The following is a 17,079-nucleotide window of genomic DNA, read 5'->3' on the forward strand; positions in this document are numbered from 1 at the left end:
CCAACGCACAGTTACTGAGATCCCCTTATATAAATGGCTGTCCCCGTGTCTAAACAATATTTTCAACCCTTTTTGGAGCAGTAATAATGGCGCTTAAAGGCCGCAACCTTCTCTCTAGCCTCTTTGCATCCTCTCGTTCCAGCCTGACCTGCACCTACAAGTGCGGTAATGCCTGCTTTGGCGAGTGCGAGAACAAGTCCAATAACCCGTACTTTGCTGACCAGTTCTCCCGCCGTACCGCGCTGCGTGCGGGCAGCCTGTCTGTCGTAACCGTTGGCGGCGGCGCTGCTCTGGCGGCCTGCTCCAACCCGGATGATGCGTCCAACGAGGCTTCTTCCTCCGAAGGAAAGGGTGGCAAGACCTCTGAGGCGAACGTTGAGCTCACCTCCGCAGAGGGCATGAAGTTCGACCCAGTACAGCCGAACGAGAAGGACGAAGTGGTCATCCCGGATGGCTACGAGCAGTCCGTCCTCATTGCCTGGGGCGATCCACTGTTTGAGGACGCGCCGGAATTCGATGACAAGAACCAGACCGCCGAGGCAGCCGAGAAGCAATTCGGCTTCAACAATGACTTCGCTGGCCTTATCGAGCACCCGGACGATGACAACCGCCTTATCTACGTCTGCTCCCACGAGTACACCACCGAGCCGCAGATGTTCCCCAACTACGATGCGGATAACCCCACCGAGGAGCAGGCCAAGATCGGCTGGGCTGGCCACGGCCACTCCATCGTGGAGGTGTCCAAGGTAGGCGATACCGGTGAACTCAAGCGCGAGTTCGGCCCGCTCAACCGCCGCATTACCGCCACGACCGAGTTCACCCTGGTTGGCCCAGCGGCCGGCTCCGATTACGTCAAGACCTCCGCAGATAAGACCGGCAAGAAGGTCAAGGGCACCCTGAATAACTGCTCCGGCGGCATCACCCCGTGGAACACCATGCTCTCCGGCGAGGAGAATTTTGACCAGTACTTCGCTCACGCCAACCTGGATGACAAGAAGGCGCAGGAATCCCTCGAGCGCTTCGGCATGGAAGATGGCGAATCCCAGCGCAAGTGGGAGCGCTTTGATAAGCGCTTCGACGTCTCCAAGGAGCCGAATGAGCCCAACCGCTTCGGCTGGATCGTAGAAATCAACCCACTGGACCCGAAGTCCACCCCGATCAAGCACACCGCGCTGGGACGCTTCAAGCATGAGGCAGGCAACATCCACATCGCATCCGATGGCACCGTCGTGTGCTACTCCGGCGATGACTCCCGCTTCGAGTACATCTACAAGTTCATCTCTACCAAGAAGCACAAAGAAGGCGACATCGAGCACAACCTCACCATCTTGGACCACGGCACCCTGTACGTGGCCAAGGTAGAGGGCAACTCCCCAGAGGACGAGATTGACGGCTCCGGCGTGCTGCCAGAGGATGGCGCCTTTGACGGCAAGGGCGAATGGATCAAGCTGCTGACCTCCGATACGGAGAACAACAAGTTCGAGTCCCACGTTGATGGCATGTCTGCCGAAGAGGTTGCCGTCTACACCCGTGAGGCCGCCGATAAGGTGGGCGCCACCAAGATGGACCGCCCGGAGGACATGCAGGTTCACCCAGACTCCGAGAAGGTCTACGTGGCCCTGACCAATAACTCCTACCGCGGCGCTACCGGCGAGAATGCCAAGAAGAACAAGGAAGAGCCGATGGAGTGGGCTCCTATCAAGGAGAACAAGAACGGCCTGGTCATGGAGATTGAAGATGACCACGCTGGCGAGAAGTTCACCTGGAACCTCTTCCTGGTCTGTGGTGATCCGAAGGAAGCAAATACCTACTTTGGTGGCTTTGACAAGGAGAAGGTCTCCCCGATTTCCTGCCCGGATAACCTGGCCTTCGACAGCCACGGCAACCTGTGGATCTCCACCGACGGCAACGCCCTTGAGTCCAACGATGGCCTCTACGCCGTGACCACTGAGGGCGATACCCGCGGTGAGCTCAAGTGCTTCCTGACGGTCCCGGCAGGCGCCGAGACCTGTGGCCCCATCGTCACCGATGAGCGCGTGATGGTCAACGTTCAGCACCCAGGCGAGACCGATGACGCCACCTTTGAAAAGCAGACCTCCCACTGGCCAGAGGGTGGCAAGTCTACTCCTCGCCCGGCAGTGGTTGTGGTGTGGAAGAAGGACGGCAACATCGGCGTCGATAAGAAGTAACCACCACCTGGTTTAAGCACCCACCGCGCGGCCCACGTTCCTCCACTGGAACTGGGGCCGCGCTGTTGTTTTCCCTGCCGGCCACATGGAGCACTGCGCCCCAAACGCCTTCAAAATATAAATCCACCCACCGGTCTCCCCCACGGGCTACTACCTATGTGAGTTGTGGCATACTAACCGCACGTGTGAGACACGCCACCTGACCGCCCATGAGGAGACGCACACCATGAACTCTCTTGTCCTCGCCATCATCGGCATCGCGATGATGGGCGCCGGCTATCTGCTCTATTCCAAGCTCCTAGGAAAGAGTATTTTCCGGCTATCCCCGAACTACTCCACCCCGGCCCACACCATGGAAGACGGCGTGGACTACGTGCCCACCAATAAATACGTTCTGTGGGGCCACCACTTCACTTCCGTGGCGGGCGCCGCGCCCATCATTGGTCCGGCCGTAGCCGTCATCTGGGGCTGGGTCCCGGCGTTTCTCTGGGTCACCCTCGGCACCATCTTCTTTGCCGGCATGCACGATTTAGGTGCGCTGTGGGCGTCGCAGCGCCACAAGGGGCAGTCCATCGGCACTTTGTCTGGGCGCTACATTGGCAAGCGCGGGCGCAATCTCTTCCTCATCGTCATCTTCCTGCTGCTGTTGATGGTGAATGCGGCCTTCGCCGTGGTCATTTCGAACCTGCTGGTCTCCACCCCTACGGCCGTAATCCCCACGTGGGGCGCCATCGTCGTCGCGCTGCTTATCGGCCAGGCCATCTACCGCCTGAATTGGAACCTGCCGCTGGTCTCCATCGTGGGCGTTGTCGCGCTCTACGCGTTGATGATCATCGGTGACCGCGTGCCTGTGGTCCTGCCAGATACGGTCCTGGGCATCCCCGCCAACGGCGTGTGGATCATCTTGTTATTTATCTACGCCTTCATCGCTTCGATGCTGCCGGTATGGGTGTTGCTGCAGCCGCGCGACTACATCAACGGCCTCCAGCTCTTTGTGGGCCTGGCCATCTTGTACGGCTCCTTCCTCATAACCCGCCCTTCGCTGGCCGCACCGGCGCTGCGCGACAACGTGCCAGACGGCACCCCGGGCATCTTCCCGCTACTCTTTGTCACCATCGCCTGCGGCGCTATTTCCGGCTTCCACGGCGTGGTGGCCTCCGGCACCTCGTCCAAGCAGATGGATAAGGAAACTGACGTGCGCTTTGTGGGGTACTTCGGCGCCGTAGGCGAGGGCTTGCTCGCGCTGGGCACCATCATCGCCACCACCGCAGGCTTTAAGTCCGTGCAGCAGTGGGAAGAAATCTACTCCGAGTGGAATGCCGGCGGCGTGGAGGCCTTCGTGCAAGGCGGCGGCGCACTCATGAATGAGGGCATGGGGATTCCCACGTCCCTCTCCGGCACCATCTTGGCCACCATGGCCGTCCTCTTCGCCGCCACCACCATGGACTCGGGCGTGCGCCTGCAGCGCCTAGTGGTGCAAGAAATTGGCGAGATCATGGGTGTGCGCATCAAGGCATTGGCCGCCACCGTGATCGCGGTGGGCTTGGCCTTCGGCCTGACCTTCTCCGCCGGCGCAGATGGATCCGGCGGCATGACCATCTGGCCGCTATTCGGCACCACCAACCAGCTCATGGCGGGCCTTTCCTTGGCCATCGTGGTGGTCATCCTGACCCACCTGCGCCGGCCGACGTGGCCGGTGGTCATACCGCTCATCTTCGTTACCGCCATGTCACTGTGGGCCGCACTGCTCCAGCTGAAGTCCCTCTTTACCAGCCAGAACTGGCTGCTATTCTGCATGGACGTCATCATCGTGGTCGCCGCCATCTGGGTCATTGTGGAAGCCGTCGGCGCCATCTCCCGCGCCCGCAAGGAGACCCCGCTGGAGTGGACCGATGATGACCTTGACGCCCCACTGCCCGAGCATGCTCGACAAGCTTAAGGCACTTGCGGCCGGGCTCAATGAGTACTACCAGGCCCCGTATCGTGCCAGCTTTGCCAAGGCCCAGCAGCAAGAAGATGATCTCTTCCTGATGCTGGTCGCCTCGGAGGCGCTCGGCATCCCCAACCCCGCCAGCTACTACACCCTGGAGCTTTTGCCGTTGGTCTATGAGGATTTCCACGCCTGGCATACCCGCATGGGAATGGATAAATCCCCGCTGGAGAATATTCAATGTTGTTAGAGACCGCACCCATCATGTTCTTTGGAGGCAAGGGCGGGGTGGGTAAAACCACCCTGGCCACCGCCACCGCGCTGCGCCTGTCCCGCAATCACCGCGTCTGCCTGGTGTCCACGGACCCGGCGCATAACCTGGGGCATATTTTTGGCGCCTCGCTTGGCGACGCCCCCGTAGACCTCACCCCTACCCTGTCTGCCATCGAGATCGACCCTGCGCGCGCGACCGAGCAACACCTAGCGCAAGTAGGGAACTCGATGCGCCGCTTTATGCCCGAACACCTCCATGGCGAGGTGAAAAAGCACCTCGACCTAGCCCGGCAATCGCCCGGCACACAGGAGGCGGCGCTATTGGAGCGCATAGCGGCGCTGGTCGTGGAGGAGTCGGACTTCGACTACCTCATCTTCGATACCGCACCCTCAGGGCATACCTCGCGGCTGATGGCCTTGCCGGAGATCATGGCCGCCTATACCGATGGATTGCTCTCCCGGCGCGAGAAATCCGATAAATTCGGCTCGCTGGTGCGCGGGATGTCTAACGTCAGCGGCGCGGATAATGACCCGGTGGACCGGCGCAATCAGGAGATTCGCGCCACGCTTTTCCAGCGCCGCGAGCGCTTTGCCCAGCTGCGCACCGCTCTTACCTCCCCACGCACCGTGTTCCACATCGTGCTCACCGCCGAGCGCCTGCCCGTGCTGGAATCTGCCGAGTTTCATGCGGACCTCACGAGCAACGGTGTGCGGGTGGGATCCATGCTGGTTAACCGGCGCACCCCGGCCGACCAAGGCGAGTTCTTAGCCGCCCGGCGCGCCGCCGAGGATGAGGCACTCGCACTCCTACGCGCCCAGCTGCCCGATACCCCGGTGCGCGAGGTTCCGTGGTTGCCGGAGGAAGTGGGGACTCCGGGGGCCGTCGGCAAGCTGGCGGCCCATCTCTAGCTCCACCCGCCCGCGCCGCTGTGGGCTCGGGTCTGCTAAAACCGAAACTATGACTTTGCTCACCAACGAATATCTATCCCACTTGCGCGAGGAGGCCGCGGCCGATTCCCGGCTGCGCATCGCGCGCAACGCCATTACCAACGTCGGGGCAGCCAAGGCGGCCCTAGACCGCGACCGTATTACGGCGCTCTACCCCACCACCGAGGTCAAGCTGGATAGCTTGGGCGTATCGGACCAAAAGCGCTCGGGCCGCTGCTGGATGTTCGCGGCGTTGAACGTCTTCCGTCACCGCGCAGCCAAGGAACTCAACGTAGATAACTTCGAGTTTTCCTTCACCTACCTGCAGTATTTTGACAAGCTGGAGCGCGCCAATCTGGTTCTCAACCAGCTGCTGGACAAGAAGGACGCCGGCTGGGACGAGCGCACCGTCGCCGCGGTGCTGGACCACGCGGGGGCCGATGGCGGCTGGTGGTGCTTCTTTAGCAACCTGGTAGCCAAGTACGGCGCCGTTCCTGCCGAGGCCATGCCGGAGGTGCGCTCGTCTGGAAATACCGCCGAAATGAACCGCGACCTGGCCACCGTGGTGCGCCGCGCCGCCGCACAGGACGGCCCGCGCGAAGACATCCTCGCCCAGGCGCGCAAGGATATCCACCGCATCCTGGCCATCCACCTGGGCACCCCGCCGCAGGAATTTACCTGGGCGTATCGCACCAAGGACGAGCAATTCGTGCGCCTGCACTCCACCCCGCGCGAGTTTGCGGATAAGTACCTGCCGCACCTGGACGAGTACGTGGTGCTGGCCGATGACCCCCGCTCCACCAACCCCAAGCATCGCGTGTTCAGCAGCGCCGAGGAGACCAATGTGTTGGGCGGCGCACCGCAGGAGTACCTCAACGTCAGCGCGGACGAGCTGAAGGAAACTGCCAAGCGCAGCCTGGCTGCCGGCGAGCCGGTGTGGTTTAGCTGCGATGTCAACCGCCAGTTCTCCTTCCTCAACGGCGTATGGGACGAGGGATTGGTGAATACCGATGGCCTCTACGGCATCGATTCCTCCATGAGCAAGGAGGAGCGTTTTACCTCCGGCGAGACCGCGCCCACTCACGCGATGGTGCTCACCGGCGTCGATGGTGACCGCGCCTGGCGCGTGGAGAACTCCTGGGGCTCTAAGCCGCCGCGCAAGGATGATGGCGAGGATGTGCCCGGTAAGGGCTTTGCCACAATGGCCGATGCCTGGTTTGACCAAAACGTCTTCCACATCGCCGTCCGCAAGGAGCACCTGAGCGACGAACTGGCCCAGGCTCTTGCCACCGAACCAATTGAGCTTCCCCTCTGGGACCGGATGAACTAAGGAGAATCGAAAAATGACAGAGATTAACCCGAACGAGGTTCATGCCGCCAATACCGAGCTCACCAGCGATGCCACGCTGCGCCTGGTACGCAATGGGGTGTCCCAGGAGGGCGTCGACAAGCTCAGCCTCGACCACGAGCAATTACGCAGCCTCACACCGGTAACCAGCCATAAGCTAGATTCCTGGGGCGTGGCCGACCAGAAGGCCTCTGGCCGCTGTTGGATTTTTGCCGGCCTCAATTCCCTGCGCGGCGGCCTGATGGACAAGGCCAACCTCAAAGATTTTGAGCTCTCCCAGACCTATATTTATTTCTTTGACAAGCTGGAAAAGGCCAATTGGTTCCTTACCGCCATGGCTGAGCTCAAGGACCGCGAGATTACGGACCGCACCGTTGCCAAGCTCATGGATGATCCCATCGATGACGGCGGCCAATGGTCCATGTTCGTCGCCCTAGTGGAAAAGTACGGCGTGGTGCCGCAATACGCCATGCCGGAGACCGCCTCCTCGGAAGCCACGGCAATGCTTAACCGCAATCTGCAAACCGTGCTGCGCCGCGCCGCCCACCGCATCCGCAGCGGCGAAGAGGGCGCGCATGAACAGGCGCTTGCCGACGTCTACCGTATCCTCACCGCCAACCTTGGCCTGCCACCCGAGGACTTTGTGTGGCAGTACCGCGATAAGGACAATGAGTTCCACCGCGCTGGCACCTATACCCCACAGGAGTTTGCCCGGGAATACCTGCCGGCGGACCTAGGCGAGTACGTGTGCGTGGTCAACGACCCGCGCAATGCCTACGGCGAGCTCTACACCGTGGAGTACCTGGGCAACGTGGCCGGAAAGCGCGTGACCTATTTGAACGCGCCTGTGGACGTGCTGCGCGATGCCGCGCGTGCCTCCATCGAGGACGGTCAGCCCGTCTGGTTCGGCTGCGATACCGACCAGCAATCCGATGATGAGCACGGCGTGTGGGCCAAGCACCTGCACGATTATGAGGCCTTTTACGGCGTGGAGATGGATCTGGACAAGGCGCAGCGTTTGCGCCTGCACGAGTCCCTCATGACCCACGCGATGGTCTTTACCGGCGCCGATATCGCAGACGACGGCACCGTCAATCGCTGGCGCGTGGAGAATTCCTGGGGCCCGAAGAAGGCCGATAAGGGCTTTTGGACCATGGCCGATGACTGGTTCGACGAGTTCGTCTTCGAAATCGCCGTGCACCCCTCCCGCCTGCCGGAACAATACCAAGCGGCGTTGCAGTCCGAGTCCGTGACTACCCTGCCGGCCTGGGATCCGATGGGAGCGTTGGCGCGTTAAGCCTGCGGCGTGCCAAGGCGGCGCACATAGAGCATGCACTCCAAGTCGCGGTCTTCATTGACCGCGATAGTGCGCTCGCCCACCTGAGTAAAACCGCGGCTGTCATAGAACTGATAAGTACAGCCATCATCGGTAAACAAGTAGACATTCTTTCCCTCGTGACGGGCTTCGAAGGCCTCGAGCAGCGCCGTACCCACGCCGCTCACGCCGGAATTGGGGTCTGCGACGAGGAAGCCGATTTCGCCATCAATAGGGTGCTTACCCAAGTACTTGAGCAGCATGTCCTGATTGGCGGCATCGTAATCATCGCGGTGCCCGCCCGGGCGCAGGTTATTAAAGATTTCCACCGCGCGGACATAGGCCTTGCGCCACCACGGATACGGCAACGCGGGCTTACCTTTCATGGAAGCTAAAAGCACGCCGAGGAAGCGATCGCCATCGTAGGCGGCCAGGATATCGGTGGCCTTGGCGCGCTCTAAATCCCAAAAGTAGCGGCCATAGGCGCGCTCAAAGCGCGGGTTCTTCACAAACCAGTGCAGGTGCATGCCCTCGATGGCAAAAGAAATAGCCTTGGGCTCATCGCGCGGGTCGAGGTCGCGGATCTGAATATCGGTCATTAGTCCTCCGAAGGATGCTGGGAAGCGGTACCCTGTGCGCGTTGTTGCTCGCGCTCGAGCTCGGCCTTGGCTTCGTGCTCTTCAATATTATTAAAACCGATTCCCAGCGGCAGGCCCACATTATCGATGAGGCGGACGCCGCCGATTGTCGCGGCGACGAGCAAGCGGGCATCACCCTCCTCGGGAGGCGTGCCGAGGTCGCGGCCGCGCACCTCGAGGTAATCGGGTTCAACGCCTGCTGCGCGTAGGACTTCCGCGGCAACCTCGCGGACCTTCTCCGCACCGGCTTCGGCGGCATGCGCGCCGGCGGTCAGCGCGGCGGAAAGGGCCGCAGCTTGGTCACGGGATCCGGCCGGGACATTAGTATTGCGCAGGCTCATCACCACACCATCGGGCATGCGTACGGCGGGCACGCCCTGCACGCGGACACCCAGGTGGAAGTCCTGAACCGCGTGGTGGATGGCGAGGAGGAGCTCGTAGTCCTTTTCGCCGAGGAGGACGTCGGTAGGCGAAAGCGTCAGAATGAGCGCAAGGTACAGCGAGAGATCCTCGCTGAGGTCCGGCTCGAGGGCGGTCGCGGCGTCGGCCGGAGCCACGGCGATACGGCGGCCGTGCGGCCACAAAGTTTCTGGCGAGTAATCCCAGACGATGTCCACGCCCTCGGCGCGCAGGAGCTCAAGATCCTCCTCGTGCGGGGACTGCAGGGCCACGACGGTAACCGCGCCGCGAATGTGCTTGGCCGCGCGGACCAACGCGATATGGCCGGCGTGCACGCCGTTGGTCAGCGGTACGAAGGCCACCGGACGGCCAGTCTTATGAAAGGCGCTGCCAACCATGCGGATGCGCTCAATCTCACTGATGACGGTGGCGTTTCCCAGCTCTAGGCTCATCGGCTCTCCTCTTGTAGGGCCCACATTTCCAGTTCCTCGCGGCCGTATACCTCACCTAGGCGACGGGCAACCTCCACATAGCTGCGGCGCAGGCCGGGGTCGGTAACACCGCGATAAGCGGCGATGATTTCTTCGGTGTCCATGTCCTCACCTACCATGGGCTTTTCCTCTGCAGAGGGGAAGAAACGAGCATCGACCGCCGCAGAGATGTGCAAGCGACGCAGCATCTCGGCGTAGTAGGCGCGGGCGGCAAAGGGAAGACGTTCGGCATCGGAAAGCGCGACGGCTTCGCCGCGGAACTCGGTGATATTGAGCTCCACTACGGTCTCGCCCAACTCGTCCAGGGTGGTCACGGCCCAGCGCATGAGTGCAAATGGGGCGAGTGCCGCAACGACACACCCGCGCGTTTCTAGCGGATCTAGCACTTGGACACCGCGCGAGAGGCAGGTGTGGAACACGATAAGCCCGTGGTGGACGTGGGGTTCAAGAAGTTCCACGGTAGCTTCTAAGCGGGCATCGCCCACGGCGATGATGAGGGCCTCAAAAGAGGCAAGTTCGGCCGGGTCCGAGAGCATCTGCACCTCATGGCCGGCGCGTTCCATGGCATTGGCCAAGGTAAAACCGGCCAGGCTCCGGCCAAAAAGGGCTACCCGCATGCGTGGCGGGCGCATTTATTTATCCTTCTTCTTCGCCTGGGCCAGCAGCTCGGCCACGGATACCGCGCCTTCGCGCCTATCGTCGCTGCGACGGCGTCCGCGTGTCTGCTCCTCTGGCTGAGGTTCAGCCGCACGGTGATGCGGGCGGGCTGCCTTCTGGCGTACTGGTTCGGCCGATTCCGGAGCCACATGTTGACCCGAGCCTGGATACTCCGCGCGCTCGTCGCGCTGCGGAGCCGCCTGCTGCGGAATGTCCTGGGTCTCATCATTGGCCTTGGTGGCGGCCTCTGGCTTGCGGTGGCTGCCGTGGTGCTCGCTGGCCGCGGACGTGCGGGCATTCTTCAGGGAATCATCGCCGCCGGTATCCCAGCGCACGGCTTGGAAGCCACCAGTATTGAAGGTGGAGGCACCAGAAGTCTTACCGGAGGTGCGCTGCGCACGGGTCTTTTCGCTGATGATGTCATTGAGCGGGTTGGCCTCGGTGTGCGCCGCGGACGGCTGATTGCCCAATCGGCCGGCGATGGCATCGGCGGACGGGGCGCCGGAAGAGGACTGGGTGAAGTCCACATTGCCTTCCTCAGAGCCAGGGCGAGCAGCAGCCGCGGTCTGGGCCTCGAGCTGCATGATGCGGCGCGCCTCGGCGTGCAGGGCGGCCGGTTCATAGGTAAAGTCCTGGCCGGAAAGATCCTCAATCTGCTTGCGGATGGCAGCCAGCTCGGTGCGGATCTCATCCAGCAGCTCCTGGTCTGGCAGCGGCTGGCCATCGGCTGCGCGGACCTGCTTAAGCTCGGCGCGGTGAGCGCGCTCCTGCAGCTCCAGCTTGGTCACGGACTCCTCGGCCTGGCGGCGGTAGCGCATGACCAGGAAGAAGCCAAGCACGGCAGCCCACAGTGCTGCAATGAGGGCGATCTTGAGCGCGGCGGCAGAGCCGGAAATCAGCATGACGATGCTGGCCACCACGGCCAGCACCACGAGGACGATAAGGCCGATCTGGCCCAAGTCCGGCTTGGTCGTCTTGGCGGAAGTATTGCTAGAAGAAGAGCGCGGCTCAGTCATGCTCACTAATGTACCGTTTGAACCCCATCTGGTGGGGGCGGGGTCTCGCAGTGTCGTTCTAGCCGCAGGCCAGCGGCGGCCATCGCGAGGCCACCAAGCGCGGAGGCAATGACACCCACGAGGTCATCGGACGCTGCCGCGAGCGTACCGGCGTTGGGGATGACGTAGACGGCAATGCCGGCATAAATGCCACCCACGATGGAACCCGTCCATGCCGAGGCCTTTCCTACCAGCATGAATTGCGTGATGGTCATGGGGTTAAGCTGCGAATTATCTAGGCCAATGCCATGCTCGTCCTCGGTGGCTTGGTCCACCTTCCAGGTCAGCGCCACACAGACAACGGCCATAAGCCACAGCGTGGCCGAGACCGTTACCGGGATTTGCAGCATGGAGCCATAAAAGCGCGTGGTGAGGATGGCCGCCGCGGCGGCGAAAAAGACCCCGGTGCCGATGAGGGCACCCAGCGAGGTCCGTGTCATAGCTCCTCCATCATGCCCAGCCGGCGAATCTCGGCGCGCTCTTTCGGGTCGAGTGATGCTACCCGCTTGGCGACGCCCTCCCCACTCAACCTAGCACCAGCATCGGCCGCCAACCACGGAATCAGCACGAAGGCACGCTCGTGGGCATAAGGATGCGGGACAATAAGCTCTGGGTCATCGGAGGTATAGCCCTCGATATCAATGATGTCTACATCCAGCGTGCGCGGTCCCCAGTGACGCACGCGGACGCGCTCGGCGGCCTCTTCAAGCTTCTGCCCGCGGCGCAGGAGTTCCTTCGGAGTCTCGTCGACGTCCACGATGAGCACCGCGTTGAGGAATTCGTCTTGGTCCGTCACGCCCCACGGAGGGGTGGCATAGACGGGCGAGGCGGCGACGATCTCGCCGGCGAACTCGTCGAATACCGTGCGCAAAAGCTCCACGCGGTCATCCATATTGGAGCCGATAGACAGCACCGCACGCATTAGAGGGTCCTCGCGTGCTTGCGGGAGCGGCGGGCGACCACGGCGACGTCGGCAAAAGTGCGCGGAATCGGCGCCTGCGGTTTGTGCAGGGTGACCTCCACGGCATGCAGGCCTTCGAAGTTCTCCATGATGGTATCGGCCACCTCGCTGGCGACGGTCTCGATGAGGTCGCGGGCGGGGCCTTCGATGATTTTGGCGGCGACGTCGGCAAGCTCGGCGTAATTGATGGTCTTGGTCAGATCATCGGTGGCGGCGGCCTCGGCAAACTCGGACCAGCAGGTGATATCCACGATGAAGGGCTGGCCGGTGCGCTTTTCTTCCTCAAAGACACCGTGGTAGCCAAAGCATTCTAGGCCGGTGAGCTCGATGCGGTCTGCCATGTTTTACTCCTTAGGGTTGCGCGGAAGAGCGGTAGACTTCATGGTGCCGTTGCTATCAGCGCCATTGCTATAGCTGCCGGTTGCCCTAGCGCCGCCCGCGTAGCCGGTACCGGCATTCCACGCAGCCGCAACATCGACGGCATCGCGGGAGACGGCGACCTCGTGCACGCGCACACCCCACGCGCCCATCTGGGCGGAAATGGCGGTCACGGCCGCAGTCGCGGGATCGGCCAGCAGCGGGCTGGACTCCACGCCGCGGTCCTCCCGGATGGCGGCGAGGAAGCGCTTGCGGGAGGCTCCCACCAGCACCGGGAATTCGGCGTCGAGGAACTCCGGCAGAGCCTTGAGCAGCGCCCAATTATCCTGCGGGGTTTTGGCGAAGCCTAAGCCCGGATCGAGCACGATATTATCGCGGCGCACGCCGGCCTCCAGCGCGTTATTCGCCAGGCGCTCGAGGGTCTCATGCACATCGCGCACCACATCGCCGCCGTGGTCGGCACTACCAGCCGCGGATCCAAAGGCACCTTCCTGCAGCGTGCGCCAGTGCATCAGACACACGGGCACGCCGGCCTCGGCCATCGCGCGATACATCTCCGGATCAGCCAGGCCACCGGAGACGTCATTAATCATGTCCACACCGGCCGCTGCCGCCGCGCGGGCCACCGAGGCGCGCATCGTATCCACGGAAGTGCGGATGCCCAGCTCGCTCAGCGCCTTAATGACGGGAACCACGCGGCGCTTTTCGACGTCCGCTTCTACCCGCACCGCACCCGGCCGGGTGGATTCACCACCGACGTCAATCATGTCCGCGCCCTGCGCCACGAGTTCGCGGGCGTGGTTAATGGCGGCATCGACGTCCAACCACTTACCGCCATCGGAGAAGGAATCCTCCGTGGCGTTGACAATGCCCATCACCAGCGTGCGTTGGGCAATGGTCAGATCCGATACCGAGGTTGCCTGCTGCATGGCGTGCTCCTTCTCGCTTTCGTGGTAACCGGGGGACTTAGCTGCGAATCAGGCTGAGCACCTCGGCGCGGGAGGCGGCATTATTTTTGAAGCCGCCGCGCACCGCGGAGGTGGTCGTCGTCGCCCCCGGCTTGCGGATGCCGCGCATGGCCATGCACAAGTGCTCGCACTCAATGACCACGATGACGGACTGCGCACCGAGGACCTCCACCAAGGCGTCCGCTACCTGCTGGGTGAGGCGCTCTTGGACCTGGGGGCGCTTAGCGTACATATCTGTCAGGCGGGCGAGCTTGCTCAAACCGGTGACGTGGCCGTCTTTGCCCGGGATGTAGCCAATATGCGCCACGCCGTAAAACGGCACCAAGTGGTGCTCGCAGGTGGAATAAATGGGGATATCGCGCACCAGAACCAGTTCTTGGTGGTCCTCGGCGAAGGTCTTGTGCAGGACCTCGGTCGGGTCCTCGTGCAGTCCGGCGAAGACCTCGCGGTAGGCACGGGCCACGCGGGCAGGGGTTTCGCGCAAGCCCTCGCGGTCAGGGTCCTCCCCTACCGCGAGGAGCAGCTCACGCACCGCTGCCTCCGCCCGGTCTTGGTCAAAGGCGGCGCGAGCGGGAATGTGATTATCAGGCATTAGTTATCTTCTTGCTTGTCGTCCTCGCGCGCATAGGGGTTCTTGCGGCGATCCTTTTCGTCCCAACCGGGGGTAAACCACTGGCTGGTCTCGGCATCGGCATTCGCGCCGGCATCCGGCTTGTGGTGCTTTCCACCACCGGTAGCGGGGCGTGCGGCCGGACGGGCCGCAGGCTCGGAAGACTCAGCAGACTGGCCGTCGCGGGACTGCTGGGTCGGCTGGACCGACTGGGCCGGCGTAGAGTCCGCGGATTCCTTAGCGGGTCCGCTGCCCAACTCGCGGGCGGTGTCCGGGTCGACGTAATCGCCGGCGTGCTGACCAAAGTTGAAGCCCACCTCACCCTTCGGCTCTTCGCCGGCGAGGCGGCGCTCACGGGCGGCCCGGGAGGCGTCGAGAAGCGTCATGCGCTTAGGCAGCTCCTCGCCGCGCTCCTTCGCCAGCTCGACCGGGGTCTTCACTGGGGCGTAGCCAATCTGGCGCGGGAAGCGGTCGTCTTCACCTGGGAAGACGTCGAAGGCCTCGCGCGGCTCGATACCGTCGAAGATGCGCTCCAGGTCAGGGCGGCGCAGGGTTTCCTTCTCCAGCAGGGCCTCGGCCAGCTTGTCCAGGTAGTAGCGGTTATTGCGCAGAATGTCATAGGCCTGCTCATGCGCGCGCTCGAGCAGGTAGCGCATCTGCTCATCAATCTTGGAGGCAACCTCATCGGAGTAATCGATGGAGCCGCCGCCACCCATCTGGCTGAAGGGATCGCCCTGCTCCTTGCCGTACTTTACGGTGCCCAGTTCCGGCGAGAAGCCGTACTCGGTGAGCATGGAACGAGCAATCTTGGTGGCGTTTTCAATATCGGAAGACGCACCGGTGGTCGGTGCACCGAAGACCAGCTCCTCGGCTGCGCGGCCACCCATGGCAAAGACCAAACGGGAGAAGAGCTCGTCGCGGGTGTACATGCCCTTGTCGTCTTCCTGGGAGGTCATGGCGTGGCCACCGGTACGGCCGCGAGCCAGGATGGTGACCTTGTACACGCGCTCAATATCCTTGAGTGCCCACGCAGAAAGCGTGTGTCCGCCCTCGTGGTAAGCGGTGACCTTCTTCTCGTGCTCGGAGATGATCTTGCCCTGGCGGCGCGGGCCGCCCACGACGCGGTCGGTAGCCTCTTCCAAGGCGTCATAAGTAATGACGTTGCCGCCAATGCGGGCGGTAAGCAATGCGGCCTCGTTGAGCACGTTGGCCAGATCCGCACCGGACATGCCGGCGGTGCGCTTAGCCAGCTGCGCTACGTCAACCTCTTCTGCCAGCGGCTTATTCTTCGCATGCACGCGCAGGATCTGCTCGCGGCCGGCAAGATCCGGGTTGGTGACCGGAATCTGGCGGTCGAAGCGGCCCGGGCGCAGCAGCGCCGGATCCAGGATGTCCGGGCGGTTGGTGGCGGCGATGAGGATTACGCCTTCGCGGTCACCAAAGCCGTCCATTTCTACTAGGAGCTGGTTCAGGGTCTGCTCACGCTCATCGTGGCCGCCGCCGGTGCCGGAGCCGCGCTGGCGGCCCACGGCGTCGATCTCGTCCACGAAGATAATGCAGGGGCTATTTTCCTTCGCCTGCTTGAACAGGTCGCGCACGCGGGAGGCACCCACGCCGACGAACATCTCCACAAAGTCAGAACCGGAGATGGAATAGAACGGCACGCCGGCCTCGCCAGCCACGGCGCGGGCAAGCAAGGTCTTACCGGTACCCGGAGGTCCGTAGAGCAGCACGCCGCGCGGGATCTTGGCACCCAGGTCGTGGTAGCGGGTGGGGTCTTCCAGGAAGTCTTTGATCTCCTGTAGCTCGTCCACGGCCTCATCCGCGCCGGCTACGTCCTCGAAGGTATTGGTCGGCATATCCTTGGTCAGTTCCTTGGCCTTGGAACCACCGATGCCAAACATGCCACCAGCGCCCTGCTGCATGCGGGACATGAGCCAGAAGAGCACGCCGAAGAGGATGATCATCGGCAGCAGCATGCTGAGCATGGAGCCCAAGAAGGATTCCTGCGTGACATTGGTCTGGTACTTCTCGGCACCGGAATCCTTGACGGCGTTAAAGACCTGCTCTGAGGCGCGGGCCGGGTACTTGGCCACGATCTCCTGCACGCCGTCGCGCTCGTCTACCGTGATTTCGTCCTTGAGCTTGATGCGCAGGCGCTGCTCGCGGTCATCGATTTCCACCTCATCGACGTTTTTGTCTTTGAGCTGGGTCAGCGCAACGGAGGTATCCGCTTGCACGTAGCCGCGGGCATCGTTGCTAAAGAAGGTAAAGGCGTACAGCGCGATAAGGATAAGCGCCGCTATCCCGCCGTAGCGAAGAATCTTGTTGTTTTTCATTACTGCGCGATTTTAGTTGGTGGTATAGACATCGGGGTGGAGGGTGCCCACGTAGGGGAGATCGCGGTAGCGTTCCGCATAGTCCAAGCCGTAGCCGATGACGAACTCATTCGGGATATCAAATCCCACGTCCAGCAGGTCAATATCGGCCTTGACTACCTCCGGCTTGCGCAGCAGGGTGACCACATTCAGCGAGGCAGGGTTGCGGCCTTCCAGGTTGCGGATGAGCCACGACAGGGTGAGGCCGGAATCGATGATGTCTTCCACGATGAGCACGTTGCGCCCGGCAATATCGCGGTCCAAATCCTTCAAAATGCGCACCACGCCGGAAGAGGAGGTGGAGGCGCCGTAGGAGGATACGGCCATAAACTCCAGCTCGGAGGGGATGGATAGCTTGCGCGCAAAGTCCGTGAGGAAGAATGCGGCGCCCTTGAGCACGCAGACCAACAGCAGGTCTTGCTCAGAGTCGGCATACTTTTGCGAGACCATATCCGCGAGTTCTTGGACGCGGCTTTGCAGTTCCTCTTCTCCAATGAGGATTGCTTCTACATCGTCACCGTAGCGGTTTGCGGGAACGGCGAAGTCTTTCTTGTCGTGCACG

Annotated in this window: 17 protein-coding genes; 6 read left to right on the forward strand and 11 right to left on the reverse strand. The window is 62.4% G+C overall.

Features of this window, described 5'->3' with window-relative positions; translation table 11 throughout:
* The first annotated feature begins 86 nt into the window (after positions 1-86).
* The 6 genes from QP965_RS06540 (at position 87) to QP965_RS06565 (ending at position 7,964) form a co-directional block, all read left to right on the forward strand.
* On the forward strand, positions 87-2,189 hold the full coding sequence (locus QP965_RS06540; protein WP_284844446.1) for a PhoX family protein: 2,103 nt from the start codon (positions 87-89) through the stop codon (positions 2,187-2,189).
* A gap of 226 nt (positions 2,190-2,415) precedes the next feature.
* The gene (locus tag QP965_RS06545) at positions 2,416-4,128 is read left to right on the forward strand and encodes a carbon starvation CstA family protein (protein ID WP_284844447.1); all 1,713 of its coding nucleotides are present in this window, start codon (positions 2,416-2,418) and stop codon (positions 4,126-4,128) included.
* On the forward strand, positions 4,112-4,369 hold the full coding sequence (locus QP965_RS06550) for a cory-CC-star protein (RefSeq protein WP_198492073.1): 258 nt from the start codon (positions 4,112-4,114) through the stop codon (positions 4,367-4,369). Before QP965_RS06545 ends, QP965_RS06550 begins: the two co-directional genes overlap by 17 nt.
* Positions 4,360-5,301, forward strand: a complete 942-nt coding sequence (locus tag QP965_RS06555) for an ArsA family ATPase (protein ID WP_225746409.1) — start codon at positions 4,360-4,362, stop codon at positions 5,299-5,301. The genes QP965_RS06550 and QP965_RS06555 overlap by 10 nt, the downstream gene beginning before the upstream one ends.
* A 49-nt stretch (positions 5,302-5,350) precedes the next feature.
* The gene (locus QP965_RS06560) at positions 5,351-6,649 is read left to right on the forward strand and encodes a C1 family peptidase (RefSeq protein WP_284844448.1); all 1,299 of its coding nucleotides are present in this window, start codon (positions 5,351-5,353) and stop codon (positions 6,647-6,649) included.
* 13 nt (positions 6,650-6,662) lie between these two features.
* Positions 6,663-7,964 (forward strand): C1 family peptidase, encoded by a 1,302-nt coding sequence (locus QP965_RS06565; protein ID WP_284844449.1) that lies wholly within the window; start codon positions 6,663-6,665, stop codon positions 7,962-7,964.
* Here the strand turns inward: QP965_RS06565 and QP965_RS06570 are convergent.
* Genes QP965_RS06570 through hpt form a run of 11 tightly spaced genes read right to left on the reverse strand, consistent with a single transcriptional unit; the run spans position 7,961 to position 17,078 of the window.
* Positions 7,961-8,581 carry a GNAT family N-acetyltransferase gene (locus tag QP965_RS06570; protein WP_284844450.1) on the reverse strand — a complete coding sequence of 207 codons (621 nt, stop codon included), beginning with the start codon at positions 8,579-8,581 and terminating at the stop codon, positions 7,961-7,963. The two genes, QP965_RS06565 and QP965_RS06570, sit on opposite strands and share 4 nt — an antisense overlap.
* On the reverse strand, positions 8,581-9,471 hold the full coding sequence (locus QP965_RS06575) for a pantoate--beta-alanine ligase (protein WP_284844451.1): 891 nt from the start codon (positions 9,469-9,471) through the stop codon (positions 8,581-8,583). The genes QP965_RS06570 and QP965_RS06575 overlap by 1 nt, the downstream gene beginning before the upstream one ends.
* Positions 9,468-10,142 (reverse strand): 6PGD fold domain-containing protein, encoded by a 675-nt coding sequence (locus QP965_RS06580; protein WP_284844452.1) that lies wholly within the window; start codon positions 10,140-10,142, stop codon positions 9,468-9,470. Before QP965_RS06580 ends, QP965_RS06575 begins: the two co-directional genes overlap by 4 nt.
* Positions 10,143-11,183, reverse strand: coding sequence for a DUF6779 domain-containing protein (locus tag QP965_RS06585; RefSeq protein ID WP_284844453.1), 1,041 nt, complete (start codon positions 11,181-11,183; stop codon positions 10,143-10,145).
* A 5-nt stretch (positions 11,184-11,188) separates the two neighbouring features.
* Entirely contained in the window at positions 11,189-11,662 is a 474-nt protein-coding gene (locus QP965_RS06590; RefSeq protein WP_284844454.1) for a DUF3180 domain-containing protein, read from the reverse strand.
* Positions 11,659-12,144 carry a 2-amino-4-hydroxy-6-hydroxymethyldihydropteridine diphosphokinase gene (folK, locus tag QP965_RS06595; RefSeq protein WP_284844455.1) on the reverse strand — a complete coding sequence of 162 codons (486 nt, stop codon included), beginning with the start codon at positions 12,142-12,144 and terminating at the stop codon, positions 11,659-11,661. The genes QP965_RS06590 and folK overlap by 4 nt, the downstream gene beginning before the upstream one ends.
* Positions 12,144-12,524: a dihydroneopterin aldolase gene (gene folB / locus QP965_RS06600; protein ID WP_284844456.1), complete on the reverse strand. Its 381-nt coding sequence runs from the start codon at positions 12,522-12,524 to the stop codon at positions 12,144-12,146. Before folB ends, folK begins: the two co-directional genes overlap by 1 nt.
* Before the next feature lie 3 nt (positions 12,525-12,527).
* Entirely contained in the window at positions 12,528-13,490 is a 963-nt protein-coding gene (gene folP / locus QP965_RS06605) for a dihydropteroate synthase (protein ID WP_284844457.1), read from the reverse strand.
* A gap of 37 nt (positions 13,491-13,527) precedes the next feature.
* Positions 13,528-14,121 carry a GTP cyclohydrolase I FolE gene (gene folE / locus QP965_RS06610; protein ID WP_284844458.1) on the reverse strand — a complete coding sequence of 198 codons (594 nt, stop codon included), beginning with the start codon at positions 14,119-14,121 and terminating at the stop codon, positions 13,528-13,530.
* Complete coding sequence (ftsH, locus tag QP965_RS06615) at positions 14,121-16,478, reverse strand: ATP-dependent zinc metalloprotease FtsH (protein ID WP_284844459.1); 2,358 nt, start codon at positions 16,476-16,478, stop codon at positions 14,121-14,123. Before ftsH ends, folE begins: the two co-directional genes overlap by 1 nt.
* Before the next feature lie 12 nt (positions 16,479-16,490).
* On the reverse strand, positions 16,491-17,078 hold the full coding sequence (hpt, locus tag QP965_RS06620) for a hypoxanthine phosphoribosyltransferase (protein WP_284768827.1): 588 nt from the start codon (positions 17,076-17,078) through the stop codon (positions 16,491-16,493).
* Between the last annotated feature and the right edge of the window lies 1 nt (position 17,079).

The sequence above is a fragment of the Corynebacterium sp. MSK074 genome (genome assembly GCF_030229735.1).
Classification (GTDB): Bacteria; Actinomycetota; Actinomycetes; order Mycobacteriales; family Mycobacteriaceae; genus Corynebacterium.